Genomic DNA, 18,640 nt, shown 5'->3' with positions numbered 1-18,640 from the left:
TTGCTTTTTATTTAGTTTAATTAAAATTTATATTCAATCATGAATGTTCCTCTCAATCCAAGAGCGTTTGTGAAATCACTGTCTCTTGCTGTCCACCATGAAATAGCAGGCTGATATACTTTGTTGAAAATGTTTTCAACACCCAATGATAGCCTCCAGTTGTTGTTTACTTCATAGCTTGATTTGAAATTGAAAACAGTATACTCAGGAACATCTCCCTCTCCATACCCAAATAATCCTGTTTTAGCATTAGGCTCAAATCTGTTTTGTTGGAAAGAGTGAAGCATATCAAGACCGATGGATAAAGCCGGAATAGGTTTTGCCTGAACATACGCCAACACTTTAGGGGCAGAAATTCTGCTGTTGTTGATCTTTGCAGAATAATCACCATCATCCTTTACGGAAGTAATTCCTTCCATCCAGCTGTAGCTTCCTCCAAACTGAATCCATTTTGTAGGGGTAAAATGTAAAAATCCTTCGACTCCGTATACAATTTCAGGAGATCTCTGAATCATTAACGCTCTGTCCGGACTTTGTACAAATGAAGCTCCCAGTTTTGAGGTACTCACATAAGATGTCAATTCATAGTTAAGCCAGTTAGAAAGCTGTCCTGTAGCCCCCAATTCATAGTTGTTAACGATTATTGGCTTAGTTTCCAGGCTTTTTATGGTTTCAGAGGTTGAGGTTCTTAAAATTCTCCCTAACTCATTGATCGAGTAAGCTTGAGAGAAGCTCGCAAAAAGGTTGATGTATGGCTCAATGTTATAACGGACACCAATATTTGCTACCAGTGCATTATAGTTTAATTTTCCACCGGCTACAGGGATACTTTTGGTGAAAGTTCCATCACTTTTAAGGGTAGAAAGAGTATTGAAGTCATCTACATTAACTTTGATATTTTCGTAGCGAAGTCCTCCTTTGATGGTCAGTTTTTTAAACAGATCAATTTTAGCCAATAGGAAAGGGGCGATATTGGTCATGCTCATATTGGGTGTCCAAAAACGTCCGTCTTCCAGCTTCTGCACAGTTTCATCATTTAGGATATCCGCTCCGTAGATGATTTCTCCCTGAGAGTTTGTTGAGTTCCAAAGCTGGGTGTCAAAATTGAATCTTGCTCCTGCTTTTTTTGAAATCACATTAGACTGTCCACCATTGAAAAAGGTATCGCTGTATCCGTAGACGGTTTTGAAGTCCTGATAATAAAGATTGATATTCAAAGAAGTTCCTGCAAACAGGTTCTTATTGTCATAGCTCACACGGATGTTATGGTTTTTCGGAGTTCCCTGAGGTGTTGTTTCTAAACCTTTTCCCACCCCTTCACCAATGGTTGGAGTGATTCCATATTTTCCTGTTTTTAATCCTAAGCTAAGGTCTGATCTTGAAGAATAGCCAATATAGGAGGCTTCAATTCTTTGGTTCTCGTTGATATCATAACCTATTTTCAGCAACCCGTTGTAATTGTTCATCTTAGCGATGCTGTAGGTAGGGCTTATCATAACACCATCTCCATCTTTGGTATATCCTGTTCTTTCGTAGGCTAATGAAAGGGTGTAATCAAATTTATTGATCTTTCCGGATAAAAGCTGGCTGGCCCTTACTCCTAAAGTTCCCCCATAAGGTTGTCCTGTAAAACCAATCTGTGAAATCCCGGAGATTTTTTTATCTGTTTTGTTTCTTTTCGTAATATAATTGATGATTCCTCCGTCTGCACCATTTCCATAGATGGAAGATGCTCCTTTGATTACTTCAATTCTTTCAATAGCTGATGGGTCTATTGTCCTTAAATCTCGGGCTCCGTTACGAAGTGGGGTAGACTGTGGAACTCCATCAATTAAAACCAAAACCTGGCGCCCTCTTAAGGTTTGCCCCGAATTGGAAGTCTGTCCCGAATTGGTTCCTAAACTGGGAACGGTGTACTGGAGGATACTGGTAATATCCGAATTAACTGTCAATTGAGACTGTATCTGCTTTTCTCCTACTATTGTAATAGAGCTTGGAACTTCTTTTATGTTTTCCTTTTTTCTGGAGGCAGTCATGACAACTTCGTCTACATTTTTAGTTTGTAAACTATCCTTCACCTGGGCAAAAACGGTAGTGGTTCCTAAGCAGGCGGCTGATAAAAGCACTTTTTTCATTATATTTTCTTTCCTTGTTTCTTTCTTTTTCCCCACCAAACCAAGAATCCGGTTACAGGGAGTGATGTACATATGAGGCCGGCAATAAACCAAATGATTTTTCCAATGATTCCGAAGTAAGATCCTGTATGAATATCATAGTTGGCATTGGCATATTTTTCGGCGGTGCTCAGTTTTTGATGAGGTTTATTGGCTAAAAGTTTTCCTGAATATTTATCAAATGAGAGTAAGCTTCTTTCGCTGAATCTTCCTTCCTGTCCGTAGATGGTTACCGGAAGGTTTTTCAGCTCTTTTCCTTTTTTATTCTTTCCGTTTAGAGTAATTCTGAAGCTGGATGATTTTGCATACAATTTTTCAGTTTGTACCGCAGCCAGATCAAAAACAGCTTCATTCTTTGCCATCAGAGAATCCGGTGATTTTTTTTCTTTTTCCTTTGGAAGTTCCCATGAGCCGGATAAGGCAAGTGTAAACGTATTTTTTACGTAGGGGTATGCAAAGTAGATCCCCGTAACACTCATTATTAAGGCAATGAAAGAGGCATAAAATCCTAGTACATTGTGAATGTCATAGTTTTTGCGTTTCCAGTTTTTTACATTTTTCCAATTGAACCAAAAGCGCCCTTTTCTGGCATTTTTGGTTTTCGGCCACCATAAAATAATTCCTGTAATCAGCATAGCGATAAAAAGAACGGTTGGAATTCCTACGGTATATGGTCCCCATTCTGAGTTGAGCAGAAGTCCCCAGTGGATATATTTCAGAATATTGAATACATCATATTTTTCATCGTATACGGCAAGAATTTGTCCGGTATACTGATTCACATAGACCTGCTTGTTGATCAGTACCTGCTGAAAATAGTTCCACCCTTTTTTACTCTTTTCATAATATAAAAAACGGTAGGACTTTTCTTTGTCTAAAGATATTTCCACAGAGTTTATAGGAGCTTTCTCATTAAGTTCCAGGCTTACTTTTTCCCGAAGAATATTGATGGATAATGGTTTCTTTCCTAAATCTTCCTTTTTTACATAAATAGCTTCTTTTCGAAGGTTATTTTGGATTTCATCCTTAAAAACATATAAAGTCCCTGAAAGAGAGACTATGAAGACAATAATACCTACGGACAAACCAAACCACAAGTGCAGTTTGGCAGACCATTTCTTTGTTGGAGAAACTTTCTTTTTATGATGACGTTTATTTTTCATAGCAAAAAGTTAACCCCCGAGAGGGTTAACCTTTATTTTTTAGAATTTATATCCAATTGATATTCTGAAATTTCTAGGCGCATCTGCCTGATAATAATAATAGCCGGCATATGGTGAACCTGAGTATAAATACCTGTTGAAGATATTAAATACGTTCAGATTTACTCTGAATTTTGAGTTCTCCCAAGAAGTTCCTGCATCAAATTTTACATAGTCAGCCATTTGTAGGGTATTTGTACTTCCCCAATTCCAGCTGCTTCTGTCTGCCATGTAGGTTCCCCCGAAACTTAATCCAAATCCTTCAAGGATATTATCACTAAAAGTATAATTCAACCAACCGTTAGCTGTGTGTTTTGCATAGCCCGGAACTCTGTCTCCTTTTTTAGCGCTGGCTGTTGTTTCTGTATATTTGTTTTCTGTAAATGCATAATTGAAAATAGCATTGAATCCTTTTACAATCTCTCCTTTAAGATCAAATTCTACTCCCTGAACTCTGGTTTTCCCCAGTAGAATAGAGTATTTTCCATTTGGGTTATCTGTAAGATCAGGATCTCCTGTAATTTCATTATTTTTATTGATATTATATAATGAAAGGGTAGTATTCCATTTTCCTGCAAACCAATCCCTCTTAAACCCTACTTCAATATTACTGCCTGTTAATGGAGAAGCCGTTGTTCCATTTCTGAATAGCCCCGCCTGTGGTACGAATGACTGATCATATAATGCATATGCAGAAGTATTTTGATCAATAGAGTAGCTTAATCCGATACGAGGGGTAATTCTGTTGGCTTCAGCTTTTGTTCCGTAATTAACTTCTTTTACGTTGGTGTAACGAGCTGCTAATGTAAGTCTTAAGGCATCATTGAAGAAGCCTAGCTCATCTTGTAGATATAAACCTGTATATCTTTGATCTATTGTGCTTCCCGCACCGGCTCTTACAGAAAGAGGAGTGCTCTTATCAAAAGTCTTGTAGGCCGTAGTATTATTAGGCCCGGAATAAGCTTGGTTACCCGGAATATTAATGTCATAGTTACTGGTGTCAATATTATACCAATATCTGTAATCTTTATCTTTATTGTTTACTGCGTCATAATCCCCATTGGCATTATATTTATCTAAATTGTATCCTTGTGACCAGTCTGCCATATATTTTTTGCTTCCTAGGTCAAGACCTGCTAAGATCTTATGAGAAACACTTCCTGTCTTTACAAATCCGTTCAGAAAAACCTGCCCGAATTTCATTGTATTGTCCGCTTCCCAGTAATTTAAACGACGAATCATATAGTTACCCTCGAACATACTTGGCCAAAGATCGCTCCCTATTGTGTATTCATTCACATATGTCAATTGGGAAGTTAATTTCCAGTTTTCGTTGAATTTATGCTGTAAATTAACGTTGATGGTATTGTTATCAACTTTTGTTGGATCAATACCAGCATCTGTAAGGGTGTATCCTACTGGTTTTGCTTTGTAGCCCTGAAAGCTGAAAACATAAGCAGAACCTACTTCAGACATTTTTGCCTTTTGATAGATATATTCTGCCGTTAAAGTAGTTTTATCACTAAGTTCTACTTTCAATGATGGATTAATGATATACCTGTCATTGAATTCATAGTCTCTGAAACTGTTCTTATTCTGAGCCATTAAATTCAATCTGAAAGCTACTTTATTGGTGATTTTAGTATCTATATCGGCTTCACCTCTGTACATATTGAAACTTCCAAGTGTTATTCTTGCTGTTCCATTAAGAGCGTTTCCGGTTGGTTTTTTAGTAACGATATTATAAATTCCGCTTGGTTCACCATTTGACATCAAGAAACCCGATGGGCCTTTGATAAACTCAATATGATCCACATAGCTCATATCTTCGCTTAAAGGTCCCCAGGTTGAAGTTACATTAACTCCGTTCATGAAAGCAGCAGCTCTGGCTCCTCTCATATTTACCCTTGTATACATATCTCCCCAGTGTTCCAGTCTTTGAGCTCCGGCTACGTTTCTTAGAACACCGTCACTTAAAGTAGTAACCTGTTGGTCTTCTAAGGCTTTGTTGGTAATAATTGAAATATTCTGAGGAATTTTGATAAGCGCTTCATCCAGTCGAAGAGAAGAAGAACCTTGTTTTTCTACATATCTTTTATAATATCTTCCGTTGACAACGACTTCTTCAATATCATTAGATTTAATCGTGTCTTTTTCCTGAGCAAAAATTAACATGGATGTTAATAATGCAGCTCCTATCGTCAGTTTTTTCATTGTTTATATAAGGGGTAGTAAATTATTGTAACAGTTTAGAATTTATAAGTAAGAGTTCCTATAGCGTTGATTAGTCGCTGCGGATTTGCTGTTGTATACCCAATCCAGTAATGTTGGTTGGTAAAGTTGTCTACTTTCACCCCAATTCTGAATTTTCCGGTGTCATAAAATGCGCTGGCATTCAGAACAACATATGATGGTAAAGTGAATACTTCGTTAGTTTTGTCTGTTGTATTGAAAGTATTTACAATTTTATTTTCGCTAGCATAGTTTCCGCCAACTCCGAAACCAAGACCCTTAAGCGTTCCGTCTAAAAACTGATAACTTGCATAAAGATTAGCCAAATAAGGAGATCCTGATGTATTCGGTCTTCTGTTCAGAACAGATTCGTCAGATTGTGTATATTTTGAATCATTGTAGCTAAAGCCGGCAATTGCTGTAAAGCCTTTTAGCAAATAAGCGTTAATTTCAAGCTCAACACCTCTGCTTACAATTGTTCCATCTTGTACCTGTGCATTTGGGGCTTCTACAGACGGGATATTTCTTAAAACATCTTTTACCCTGATGTTATAATAACTGAAAGTAGATGATACTTTTCCGTTAAATAGATTGGTCTTAATCCCTCCTTCCATTTGGTTAGCTTGTTCAGGAACCGGTGTTCTTGTAACCTTGGAGGCATCTACAAAATAATTAAGATTTTTGAAACTGTTTTGGTAATTTCCAAAAACAGAAACCTTATCTTTTATAAGCTCATATACGATCCCTAATTTGGGAGAGAAGAACGTTTGATTTAATTTTTTGTTTTGCTCAGGATCAATTGTATTTGGTTTGTTAATGTAATTATCAACGCGCAATGCCATTAATACATTTAGGTTATTGGTGATGTTCAGTACATTTGAAATATAAACAGCATAGTTCTCCTGAATTCCTTTTATAAGGTATGGTTTTTCATTTCCTGCCATGGCATTGTATTGTGCCTGTAATGCAGTACCATTAAAATTAGTATAATCAAAACCTGGCTGATGCAATGGAACAGGAATTGAGTTCCCCCCTGCATCTTTATCAAAGCCATTAACATCATAGAAATTCTGATCATTGTTTACTCTTAAATAATCAAATCCTAATACCACTCTGTTTCTTAAGTTCCCAATACGGAAGTCTCCATTAAAGTTTTGTTGGAAATTGAATGATTTTTTTCTGCTGTCTCGTGTAGATTGGTCGCTTCTGTACATACTGCTTGCATCATCTCCGGAAAAATATAAATAAGGCATAAAACCGTTAGAATAGCTGGATGATGTACTGAAATTGGTGGAAGAAGTAATAGAATTTGAAATCTGGTAATTCACTTGTCCGAAGAAGTTGATACTCCTTCCTGTATTGGTAAGATCTTTTCCTAAATATGAATTTTTATAATCAAGGTTAAGGTCTTTTACATTGTTTACCTTTTGCAGATACTTACCAGAGTAAAAGAAAAACGTCTGATCACCCATATTTTTCATTTGAAAAAGTTCCATATCAAGGTTGATGCTCAGGCGGTCTGTAGGTTTATAGCTTAGACTTGGAGCAATTGCTAAATTTCTTCTGAACCCCTCTGTTTGAAAAGTTCCCTCGTTTGTATAAGCAGAATTTAAACGAAACAATAATTTTTTATCTTGAGTAAGAGGAGTATTGATATCTACTGCAGCTCTGTAGGTATCATAACTACCTCCGGATACACTGATGTTTCCTCCAAAAGTTTGATACGGTTTCTTGGTAACCCTGTTGATTACACCGCCATAGCTTGAAAGCAAACTTCCGAATAATGTTCCCGATGGACCTTTTAGAACCTCCAGTTTTTCTAGATTAACAGCATCAATAGTACCTGTTACAGCACCTAGAACACCATTTCTTAAAGAATTTGCAGAGACAAAACCTCTTAAACTTACATAGGCCCCACCATCGCCGGCTCTACCATTGGATGTCCACATGGGTTGTAGACCGGGAATATTCTTTACAGCGTCATCTGCAGTATAAATTCCTTGATTTTCTAAAATGACTTTATCTATGCTTGAGAAAGACTGCGGGTTTTCAATAGCCTTTAGAGGTATCTTATTTGAATATTCACTATCTTTCTTTATATAAGAGTTAATAAGAACTACTTCTTCTATGCTTTTGGTATTGGTAGAATCTTTTTCTTGAGCAAAAGCCAATATAGGACCAAGCATTGAAGCACAGATCAGTACATTTTTCATGAAGTCAAATTTTCTGCAAATATATTATTTTTAAGTATTCTAAATAAATAAAATATTTGATATTTATCATGAAAATAGTATATACTGAATAACAAAAAACCGCTTTGGCAATGCCAGAGCGGTTTTTTAATCATATTGGTAATTGTTTTCTTACGCTGGAATTTCTCCTTTGTATAAGAAAGAAACAATTTCTTTGTTTAGTTTATCCATCATTTCGCTGAATAAGTGGAAAGATTCTTGTTTGTAAATAACAAGTGGATCTTTCTGCTCATAAACAGCACCCTGAGAAGATCTTCTTAGATCATCCATTTCACGAAGGTGAAGCTTCCAGTTTTCATCGATGATTGATAAAGTGATGTTCTTTTCAAAATCATTGATTAAGCTTTCACATTGAGTATCGTATGCCTCTTTCAAATCAGCCACAATAGTCATTGTTTTGTGCCCATCTGTGAAAGGAACCTGAATCATCTTAAACATTGAACCTTGGTTTTGATATACATTCTCAATGATTGGGAATGATTTTTCCTTCAACAGGTTCAGCTTCATCTTATAGTCTTCCTGAGCGGCGTTGAATAGGATATTAGTTAAATCCTGAACCGTTTTATTATTAAAATCATTCATAGAAACCGGAGATTCCATTGTGAATGTTTTAATGATTTCGTATTCAAAATCCTTATAATTTCCAGTAGCTTTTCCTTTCGCAACGATAGAATTAGCAACATCGAAAATCATGTTTGTAATATCATATTTCAAGTGGTCTCCGAATAGAGCATTCTTTCTTCTCTTGTAGATTACGTCACGCTGCTTGTTCATTACGTCATCATACTCAAGAAGTCTCTTTCTTGTTCCGAAGTTGTTTTCCTCTACTTTTTTCTGAGCTCTTTCAATAGACTTACTGATCATGGAGTGCTGAATAACTTCACCTTCCTTATGACCCATTCTGTCCATCATTTTAGCAATTCTTTCAGAACCGAATAAACGCATCAGATTGTCTTCAAGAGAAACATAGAACTGAGAACTTCCTGGGTCTCCCTGACGTCCCGCTCTACCTCTCAACTGTCTGTCAACACGTCTTGAATCGTGTCTTTCTGTACCGATAATAGCAAGACCTCCTGCTTCTTTTACTTCTTTAGAAAGCTTAATATCCGTACCACGACCTGCCATGTTGGTTGCAATAGTTACCACTCCCGGTTGTCCTGCTCCTGCCACAATCTCAGCTTCTTTCTTGTGAAGCTTCGCGTTCAGTACCTGGTGCGGAATTTTTCTCAATTGAAGTGCTTTTGAAAGCAACTGAGAAATTTCAACAGAGGTAGTACCTACCAGTACAGGTCTTTTTGCTGCGGTTAATCTTTCAATTTCCTCAATTACAGCGTTATATTTTTCTCTATTAGTTTTGAAAACTAAATCTTGTTTATCATTTCTTAAAATAGGACGGTTGGTTGGAATTACCACAACATCTAATTTGTAGATTTCCCAAAGCTCACCTGCCTCCGTTTCAGCAGTACCTGTCATCCCCGCAAGCTTATTGTACATACGGAAGTAATTCTGAAGAGTAACGGTTGCAAAAGTTTGCGTTGCAGCCTCAATCTTTACGTTTTCCTTAGCTTCAATAGCCTGGTGAAGACCGTCTGAATAACGACGTCCCTCCATGATACGTCCTGTTTGCTCATCAACAATTTTTACCTCACCATCAATCACTACATACTCATCATCTTTTTCAAATAATGTATAAGCTTTCAATAGCTGGCTCATGGTATGAACACGTTCTGATTTTTCAGCAAAATCAGAGAAAAGTCTTTCTTTAGCCTCGAATTCCTCTTCTTTAGATAAGTTTTTAGCTTCTACTTCAGCAATTTCAGTCCCAATATCAGGAAGAACGAAGAAGTTAGCATCAGAGTTCCCCTGAGACATGTACTCAACACCTTTGTCTGTAAGGTCAACCTGATTGTTCTTTTCTTCAATCACGAAGTAAAGATCCTTATCTACAATCGGCATATCACGGTTGTTATCCTGCATGTATTGCGCCTCAACTTTCTGAAGCAATGCTCTGTTTCCGCTTTCCGATAAGAATTTGATTAATTGTCTGTTTTTAGGAAGACCTCTGTACGCCTGAAGCAATTTAAATCCTCCTTCTTTGGTGTTTCCTGCAGCGATTAATTTTTTCGCTTCATTGAAGATGACAGAAACTGTTTTTTTCTGAACTTCAACAATTCTGTCGATTGACGGTTTCAGAACATCAAACTCCTGTCTGTCTCCCTGAGGAACCGGACCGGAAATGATTAATGGTGTTCTCGCATCATCTACCAATACAGAATCCACCTCGTCTACGATAGCAAAGTTCAATTCTCTTTGTACCAATTCTGTAGGTGAAGTCACCATGTTATCTCTCAAATAATCGAAACCAAATTCGTTGTTGGTTCCATAGGTAATATCTGAGTTGTATGCTTTTCTTCTTCCGTCTGAGTTCGGCTGGTGGTTGTCAATACAGTCAATGGACATCCCATGAAACTGATAAAGAGGTCCCATCCACGCGGAGTCTCTTTTTGCAAGGTAGTCGTTCACTGTTACAACGTGAACCCCTCTTTCAGGAAGTGAATTTAAGTAAATAGGTAATGTTCCTACCAAGGTTTTACCCTCACCGGTTGCCATCTCGGCAATTTTACCACTGTGAAGAATAATACCTCCGATAAACTGAACGTCATAGTGGACCATATCCCAAACTACAGGAGTTCCGGCAGCGTCCCATGAGTTTTTCCAAACAGCTGTGTCTCCTTGAATTTCAACGAAATCTTTTCCTGCAGCAGCAAGTTCTCTATCCCAGTCACTTGCAGTTACGCGAATTTCTCCATTCTGCGCCCATCTTCTTGCGGTTTCTTTTATCAATGCAAAAGCTTCCGGAAGAACCTGAACAAGAACTTTTTCTTCAATTTCGTATGATTCTTTCTTTAAAGACTCAATTGTTGAGAAAAGAGCTTCTTTCTCGTCAACGTTTGTTGAGTTTTTTATCTGCTCTTTAATCTGTTCTATTTGAGCTGTGATCTTACTGGTTGCAGATTTTATATTCTCTTTAAACTCAGCAGTTTTTTGTCTCAAACCATCATCCGACAATTGTTGGATGTTTGGTTCTACAGCCTTGATTTTTGTTACAACTTTTTTTACTTCTTTTAGGTCCTGCGCTTTTTTGTCTCCCAAAAACCCTTTAAGAACTTTGTTTAAAAAACTCATAAATTTTTTGCTTTATGCTTAATGCAAGATGCTTTAAGCGTTTTAAATGACACGCTTATCGTGTAAGTTAATATATAAAAAAGGGCAAAAAAGCTCTAAGCACGCAGCCTAAAGCTTATCGCTTTATTAATATTCGTCCTCGTTCCAAAGGAAATCCTCGTCCGTAGGATAGTCACTCCATACTTCCTCAATAGATTCATAAATTTCTCCTTCATCTTCGATTGCCTGAAGGTTTTCAACTACTTCCATAGGAGCACCAGTTCTGATTGCGTAGTCAATAAGCTCTGCTTTTGTCATTGGCCAAGGTGCGTCACTTAGATATGAAGCTAATTCTAATGTCCAGTACATAATTTTCTAATTTTTTGCAAAAGTATAAAAATAGGTTGTATAATAAACTTTTTTATACTTGATTTTCAATTCTTTTTATAATTTTTTCTTATAAATGACTGTCACCAACTGCATGGCAGCCATGTCAGTAATTTACTTAATGTCGTTTTCTCAAAAACCATTCCACAAATTTTTTTATGCCATTTTGGAAGTCTGTAGAGGGTTGATAGCCTATTAAAACCTTTGCTTTTGTAATATCTGCATTCGTTTTTGTGACATCACCCGGCTGCATTGGCAGATTTTTTCTGACAGCAGTCATGCTCATCGCATTTTCTATGGTGGCAACCATGTCGTTTAAGGTGATCACCTGATTTTCCCCAAGATTAAGAATTTCATAAACGTCAGAATTCTTTTCCAGATAAAGAATAGACTTGGTCACGCCATCAATAATATCATCAACATACGTATAATCTCTTGCTGTATTTCCATCTCCGTAAAATGGAATCTCCATTCCCTCAGAAATAAGTTGAGTAAATTTGTGTATGGCAAGATCAGGGCGTTGTCTTGGTCCATATACCGTAAAGAATCTTAGCTGGATCATATCAATATGATAAAGCTTATGATATACATGTCCTAGAATTTCCCCGCATTTCTTGGTTGCAGCATAAGGTGAAATAGGATGGTCTACATTATCTGTTTCTGCAAACGGAGTCTTTTCATTATTGCCATAAACACTTGATGAAGAAGCGCAAATGAATTTTTTAATATTAAGATCCCTGCATAATTCCCATAGATTCATGGTGCCGCGAACATTCACTTCTTCATATTCCAAAGGCCTTTCGATAGAAGGACGCACACCTGCCAATGCTGCCAGATGGATCACCATATCAATAGAGTGGCTCTTAAAAATATTCTCAAGTCCTTTTTTATCTCTAATATCTTGATAATAAAGGGTGTAATTATGAGAGTGGGAGAGAGAGGCTAAACGCTTGATATCAGTCTCTTTATCGGAGAACTCAAAATCCGAAATTTTACCAATTGACTCTAAAGTATTTTTAATTTTTATCTGATAGTTGTAGAAATTATCAAAATTGTCAATGTTTATGACAGAATGTCCATTTCTTAATAATCGTTCAATTAAATGGGAACCAATGAACCCGCTGCCTCCTGTTATAAGATAAATCATCTGTGGTTTTTATTTACACAAAAATATAAATTTTACTTTTTGAAAAATATAATCATTAAATTTACGTAAAAAAGTAATATAAATATAATATGCAGTTTCAAGGGCAAATATTAAAAATGACAAGCTACGATGGAAAACCTATCCAATATTATCTCAATCTTTCAGAGGATTTGATCCACATGAATGAGCTGTTTGGAAAGGAGTTAAGCATTAAACATATAGGATTCCAGTGTGTAAACTGTGGCGAGAATAAACCTATTTACAGAATGGGATTCTGCAAGAGTTGCTTTTTTGAAAGTCCCTATGCAAGTGATACTATTATCCGTCCGGAGCTTTCCACGGCGCATTTAGGGGTAGCAGAACGTGATCTGGAAGTGGAAAAACAAATTCAGCTTCAGCCTCACACCGTTTACTTGGCTTATACTGGTGATGTAAAGGTGGGAGTAACCAGAAATACTCAGATCCCGACAAGATGGATTGATCAGGGCGCTACTTTTGCATTACCCATTGCAAGAACAGAAAACCGTTATGAAGCAGGGATGATAGAAGTGGCCCTAAAGGATCATTTACCAGATAAAACGAACTGGAGAAAGATGCTTCAGGATGACTTGGAAGGAGAAATAGATCTTGCAGATTTCAGACAGAAGATTAAAGAATATTTTCCTGAAGATTTTCAGAAGTTCTACAGCGAGGGAGAGGAAGTATGGATGTTTGATTATCCTTTTGAAAAACCAGAGAAAGTAACTTCATTTACTTTAGATAAGAAACCTGAATTTACAGGAAAGCTTATCGGCATTAAAGGTCAGTACCTTGGATTTGAAGGTGGGAACTTCATCAATGTGAGAGGACATGAGGGCTATGTAATTGAACTGACAATAAAGAATTAATCTTAATTTAAGATGTAATAAACCAAATCACAATATGAAAAAATGGGTTAAAAGACTATTAATAAGCTTCGGGATTCTGGCAGGATTACTTCTTGCTGCAAATTTCGGACTGAACATGTGGCTGAAAACCCAGCTTCCGAACTATATAAAGGATAATACAGACTATAAAGTTTCCTATAAAAATCTGGATGTGGATCTAGGAACAGGGAATATCCTTGCAATAGGTATTTCCGTTAATAGTAAAGATCCACAAAATACCAATGTTTTAGGTCTTCAGGGGACGGTTGATACCCTAAGGATAAGCCGATTCGGAATCTATGATGCTATTTTTAACAAAAAAATAAGCTCTTCAGATCTCTTGTTGGCAAAACCCAATCTGAATGTAATTCTTGCCCAGCCTATTGATCATAAAACAGGTAAGAAAAAGAACCCGTTTTTATTCGAAAATATAAGGATCAATGACGGATCTGTAGCTGTTTTCAGGCATACCAAACAGAAATTACTCTCTGTACAAAAACTGAATCTATTTATAGAAAACTTACAGCTGACGGAAGAGTCTATAGAGAATAAATTACCCATTGTCTTTGATAGGTACAGTATAAAAGGAGAAAATTTCTTCTTTAGGCCGGATAATGTATATGCCGTTACCATTCGATCGATCAATACTGCTAACGGACAAATGTCAGTTGAAAATTTAAAGCTGATTCCACTGTTGTCCCTTGGGCAGTTTAAAAAATATTATCCTAAGAAAACTCAGCTGTTTGAATTTTCTATTCCTGAAATGAACTTCAAGGAGGTGATTCTAAATAAAAATAAAATTTCTCTGGCCGATGCAGAATTTCAGAATCCTATTTTTACGGTTCATAATACTGGAGTAAAAAACGCTAAAAAAACAGGGAAACCATTAAACCTTGAGATTAACTTAGAGAATATAAAACTAAATAATGCTATTGCTCAAGTCAATAAACCCGATGGAAGCAAACTTTTATCTGCTGGAAACCTGAATTTGAATATCAATAAGCTGGTATTTAACAAAGAGACCTCAGAACAGGTTATTCCAATAGGATATAAGGATTTTACGTTCTCAGGAAAAGATATTATATATTCCAATCATCAGAGCATTAGCATTGGAAGTGTTGCATTGAAGCCTACCAATGGAGAACTTAGGAATATTTCATTCTCTCCAAATGCTGTGGCTAATGGAAAAACAACATTGGATTTAAAATCCAATCACATTGCCTTTAATATCAATAAACTGGAGTTCATCAATAAGAAGCTGAATCTGGATATCAAGGATTTTCTTGTTGAAAATCTAAATGGAACCATCAAGGCTGGAGAAAATAAGCCGAAGAAAAACGGTGATTCAGGCATCATAGAATCTATCATCATAAGAAAGGCTTCTTTAAAAAACTCAAATGTTATTTATGATAAAGGAAAAGAACCACTGGCGTTTCGCGATTTGAATGCTACGATAAATGGCATTGAAATAGGACCAAAAACCAATCGTCAGGGGCTTTCTTTTAAGGTAAAGGATTATTTTCTAACCACTCGTAACTTTGCCTACAGAACTCAGTTTTATAACATCAGCCTTGGCCTTTTAAAACTTAATAAAAATAAAGTTCAGATCAATAATTTTGCAATGAAACCTCTCGTTTCGAGAGCCCAGTTTATCAAAATGATACCTGTAGAAAGAGATTTGTATGATTTAAAGATGGCACAAGTAACTGCTGAGGGAGATTGGGATCTGTTTTCCAACAATAAATCCATCAATGCTTCTCATGTTACAATTCAATCTGCAAATGCCAATATTTTCAGAAGCAAGATTCCCAAAGATGATCCAAAGGTGAAAGCTTTGTATTCAAAGATGCTTAGATCCATTAAAATTCCTATGAATATTAATAATATGGATCTGAAAAACTCTGTTTTAGTCTACGAGGAAGATACTCCTGAAAGCACTGGCCCGGGGAAACTAACTTTCAGCAACTTTAATATGAACGTTAAAAACCTGAATTCTGCCAAGGCAAAAGGAAAACCTACTAAGGTTGATATTAAAATTAATTGCTCATTCATGAACCTGGCACCACTTTCCGTTAACTGGAGCTTTGATGTTGCGGATCACAATGATACTTTCGCTATTTCAGGTAAAACTACTAATCTTCCGGTAAACGGGATCAATCCATTTATAAGACCTTATCTTCACGTGACAGCTACTGCAGGAACTATCCAGGAGATGCTTTTTAATTTTAAGGGAAATCCGGCTGGTTTACATGGAACATTCAACTTAAAGCATAAAGACTTAAAGATTGCTGTTTTAAACAAGAATAATAATGAGAAAAAAGGCTTCTTAACGGCAGTTGCAAATGTTTTCTTAAAGTCAAACTCAGGAAGCTTCCCGGAATCAGTTGCCGTAGAGAATGTAGAGCGTGATCCTACAAAATCCTTTTTTAATTTATTTTGGAAAGGAATTGAACAGGGGCTGAAGAAAACACTGATTGGCAAGAACGTTGAAAAGACAGAGGCTAAAGTGAAGAATGCCGTTTCTTCAGTAAAGGAAATGAAGCAATCGGTAAAAAATATTAAACAGGAAATAAAAGATTCTAAGAATAAAAAGCCTACTCCTAAGACGCCGGAAGAAGATGAGAAAAAGAAAGGATTTTTTAATAAAGTCTTTAAAAAGAAAGACGAGGCTGAAGCAAAATAATCTTTTAAACCATTAAAATGTATTAATCCTTAACTTATCATATCAATGATTAATAATATGAAATTGAGTTTTGTTTTTTAATCAAAACAGTCTTAATGGTTTAAAAAATTAATATTTGTATTCTCAATTTAATAATTGAATTCATCACTATCCAGAACAGGAATATTTCTCAGGAATTCATCAAATTTTTCACCAGGATAATTACTGTCAGCACCATAGGAATCAATGATCATTCCACGATTTCCGGCACTATCTTTTAATACATATAATACAGCACTGTCATCCGGATTACTGTCCCCTTCAAAACGATAGGTCTTTAGGATGACCAATTCAGAGGGCTGGTAGACTTTATCCGAGTTCTCAAATTTCATTTCACAGTTCTCATTCATTCTAAACTCTCTCTTAATACCCCTCTCAGAGAGCGTTTGCATGACTTGGCTTAAGGTTGTCATTCTGTCGCTGTTTTCTGAATTTTCCATAATAATATTTTTGTTAATAAGTGCAATAATTAAACCATTGCTTTTCTAAAGATAAGAAAAATAATGAATTAGGGTTTTCTTAAAAATGGAGGTTAATGTTAACAAAATTTATAATTCAGAAAAATAAAATAGGTACACTTTTTGCAATGGTAACAATAATAAATCAAAGAAAATATGAAAAAAGAAGTTGGAGTTTTACTGGCAGGAGGAGTTGGTCTTTTGGCAGTATTAAGCTTAATAGGATTAAAAAAGATTTTAACTAAAAAAGACAAAAAATATAGTGATACCTATTCGGATTATCACAGACACTTTGATGAAAAGAACCACGACGATGAAACACACGGAGTGGAATTTTATGCGCTGAAGTAGTAAAAAAATATATTTAATTATGTTTAATCCAACGCTTTTGAAAGTGTTGGATTTTTTTGTGGAAAACTTTAATGTTAAAGTTCATTATTTTATAATAATTCCATTCTAATTTTACATCAGAATGAAAAACGAAAACTTCATAAAAGGTCAGGGCGCTCAGCGAAACGTAGTCAATCGTTTCGACAGGTATACCTATGAGCCCGAAGATGAAGATTTGGAAACCATAAAGACCGTTTTCACCGAAGTGTTTCCGAAAACTATTGTTAATCAGGTTAAAAGTGAAGATCTTCCAATGGAATACTCTATGAATCCTTATCAAGGGTGTGAACATGGTTGTTCCTACTGTTTTGCCAGACCCACCCATGAATATTGGGGGTATAGTGCCGGAATTGATTTTGAACGAAAAATCATGGTGAAAAAAAATGCTCCAGAATTATTGGAAAAGTTTTTCCAAAAAAGAGGGTATAAAGCCGCGCCAATTTTACTGTCAGGTAATACAGATTGCTATCAGCCCGCTGAAAGACAATTTGAAATCACCAGAAAACTCCTGCAGGTTTGTCTTGATTACAGACATCCTGTAAATGTTCTGACAAAAAATGCACTGGTCTTAAGGGATCTTGATATTTTAAAACCAATGGCGGAGCAAAGCCTTGTTTCAGTTTCATTAAGTATTCCTACCATTAATGAGGATCTGAGGAGGAAAATGGAACCAAGAACAAGTTCGTCAAAAAATAAATTAAAGGCCATAGAAATTCTCTCTGAAAATAAAATTCCCGTACATGTCATGGTGGCGCCCATCATTCCTGGACTTAACAGTGATGAACCTTTAACTATTCTTAAAACGATTGCTGATGCCGGAGCTTCAAGTTTCGGTTACACTTTAGTTAGGTTAAATGATACGGTAGAACCTGTTTTTGTTAACTGGATTGAATCTCATTTTCCGGACAGGGCACAAAAAGTACTTAACCTGATCCGCTCCATGCGTGGAGGAAAGCTTGGAGATAAAAGATATTTTGAAAGGCAGAGAGGAGAGGGTAATATTGCAGACATGATCCATACAACCTTTAAAATAGGAAGAAAGAAGTTCTTTGACGGAAAGGAATTTCCCAAACTCTCCACCAGTAATTTCACAGGAACACGAGGTCAGCAGCTGAGATTGTTCGATTAATTTTCGTTTTCTCCCCAAATAAAGAATCTATATCTATATAATAGATAATAAAAGATTCACATATTCTCTATTTCTTAGTGTTCATCTTTTCAGGAGCTTTTTCCTGCTATTCATTCATACTCCTCGCTCCGGACCTTCCCATTCCCGGTCCACCAGCTTTCCCACCCCTGGGTAACCGTTCCTATCAGGGCTAGGGAGGAGGGCATCCACAAAAATACATACCCTTCCGCTTATATTCACTAGTGATGGGCTTTAGCCCATCTTAATATAAAACCCCATCGAATTCGGCCTTGGCCAAAACCTAGAGAAAGTATCCGTTCCCTAAAAACGTCATCCTTATATACTATATGTACATCCTCCATTGCCCATCCTATATATAATGACTGCAGGCACCCCGATGCCCCTTTTTCCCTTCATTCTGCAATCCCTGCCTCCCTTGTCCCGGGATGCCAAACATTTGTTTAAAATTTTAGTCCC

The 18,640-nt window shown here is 36.5% G+C and carries 12 protein-coding genes; 4 read left to right on the top strand and 8 right to left on the bottom strand.

Features of this window, described 5'->3' with window-relative positions:
- Nucleotides 1–20 precede the first annotated feature (20 nt).
- The 7 genes from SCA31_RS05960 to SCA31_RS05930 all read right to left on the bottom strand — a co-directional run bounded on the left by SCA31_RS05960 (nt 21) and on the right by SCA31_RS05930 (nt 12,559).
- Nucleotides 21–2,135 carry a TonB-dependent receptor gene (locus SCA31_RS05960; protein ID WP_410695992.1) on the bottom strand — a complete coding sequence of 705 codons (2,115 nt, stop codon included), beginning with the start codon at nt 2,133–2,135 and terminating at the stop codon, nt 21–23.
- The gene (locus tag SCA31_RS05955; RefSeq protein WP_410695991.1) at nt 2,135–3,337 is read right to left on the bottom strand and encodes a PepSY-associated TM helix domain-containing protein; all 1,203 of its coding nucleotides are present in this window, start codon (nt 3,335–3,337) and stop codon (nt 2,135–2,137) included. Before SCA31_RS05955 ends, SCA31_RS05960 begins: the two co-directional genes overlap by 1 nt.
- Nucleotides 3,338–3,376: 39 nt before the next feature.
- A complete protein-coding gene (locus SCA31_RS05950; RefSeq protein WP_410695990.1) occupies nt 3,377–5,590 on the bottom strand; it encodes a TonB-dependent siderophore receptor in 2,214 nt (737 codons plus the stop codon).
- Between the two features lie 35 nt (nt 5,591–5,625).
- Complete coding sequence (locus SCA31_RS05945; protein ID WP_410695989.1) at nt 5,626–7,821, bottom strand: TonB-dependent siderophore receptor; 2,196 nt, start codon at nt 7,819–7,821, stop codon at nt 5,626–5,628.
- 150 nt (nt 7,822–7,971) lie between these two features.
- Complete coding sequence (secA, locus tag SCA31_RS05940; RefSeq protein ID WP_410695988.1) at nt 7,972–11,046, bottom strand: preprotein translocase subunit SecA; 3,075 nt, start codon at nt 11,044–11,046, stop codon at nt 7,972–7,974.
- Nucleotides 11,047–11,172: 126 nt separating this feature from the next.
- Nucleotides 11,173–11,394, bottom strand: coding sequence for a DUF2795 domain-containing protein (locus SCA31_RS05935; protein WP_002662059.1), 222 nt, complete (start codon nt 11,392–11,394; stop codon nt 11,173–11,175).
- A 136-nt stretch (nt 11,395–11,530) separates the two neighbouring features.
- Nucleotides 11,531–12,559 carry a GDP-mannose 4,6-dehydratase gene (locus SCA31_RS05930; protein ID WP_410695987.1) on the bottom strand — a complete coding sequence of 343 codons (1,029 nt, stop codon included), beginning with the start codon at nt 12,557–12,559 and terminating at the stop codon, nt 11,531–11,533.
- 89 nt (nt 12,560–12,648) lie between these two features.
- Here SCA31_RS05930 and SCA31_RS05925 point away from each other — a divergent pair, with 89 nt between their 5' ends.
- Both SCA31_RS05925 and SCA31_RS05920 read left to right on the top strand, forming a co-directional pair.
- Nucleotides 12,649–13,446, top strand: a complete 798-nt coding sequence (locus tag SCA31_RS05925; RefSeq protein WP_410695985.1) for a DUF2797 domain-containing protein — start codon at nt 12,649–12,651, stop codon at nt 13,444–13,446.
- Nucleotides 13,447–13,480: 34 nt separating this feature from the next.
- A complete protein-coding gene (locus SCA31_RS05920; RefSeq protein WP_410695984.1) occupies nt 13,481–16,147 on the top strand; it encodes a hypothetical protein in 2,667 nt (888 codons plus the stop codon).
- Between the two features lie 128 nt (nt 16,148–16,275).
- On the opposite strand, the gene SCA31_RS05915 is transcribed toward SCA31_RS05920, so the two are convergent.
- Nucleotides 16,276–16,626 carry a hypothetical protein gene (locus SCA31_RS05915; protein WP_410695982.1) on the bottom strand — a complete coding sequence of 117 codons (351 nt, stop codon included), beginning with the start codon at nt 16,624–16,626 and terminating at the stop codon, nt 16,276–16,278.
- Nucleotides 16,627–16,800: 174 nt separating this feature from the next.
- Between SCA31_RS05915 and SCA31_RS05910 the strand changes: the two genes are divergently transcribed.
- Together SCA31_RS05910 and SCA31_RS05905 are read left to right on the top strand one after the other, a co-directional pair.
- Complete coding sequence (locus tag SCA31_RS05910) at nt 16,801–16,995, top strand: hypothetical protein (RefSeq protein ID WP_076352774.1); 195 nt, start codon at nt 16,801–16,803, stop codon at nt 16,993–16,995.
- A 121-nt stretch (nt 16,996–17,116) separates the two neighbouring features.
- A complete protein-coding gene (locus SCA31_RS05905; protein WP_410695980.1) occupies nt 17,117–18,163 on the top strand; it encodes a PA0069 family radical SAM protein in 1,047 nt (348 codons plus the stop codon).
- The last annotated feature ends 477 nt before the right edge of the window (nt 18,164–18,640 follow it).

It is taken from the genome of Chryseobacterium sp. SIMBA_028, assembly GCF_046535285.1.
In the GTDB taxonomy this organism is placed as follows: domain Bacteria; phylum Bacteroidota; class Bacteroidia; order Flavobacteriales; family Weeksellaceae; genus Chryseobacterium.
This window is presented reverse-complemented; position numbering and strand designations above follow the sequence as displayed.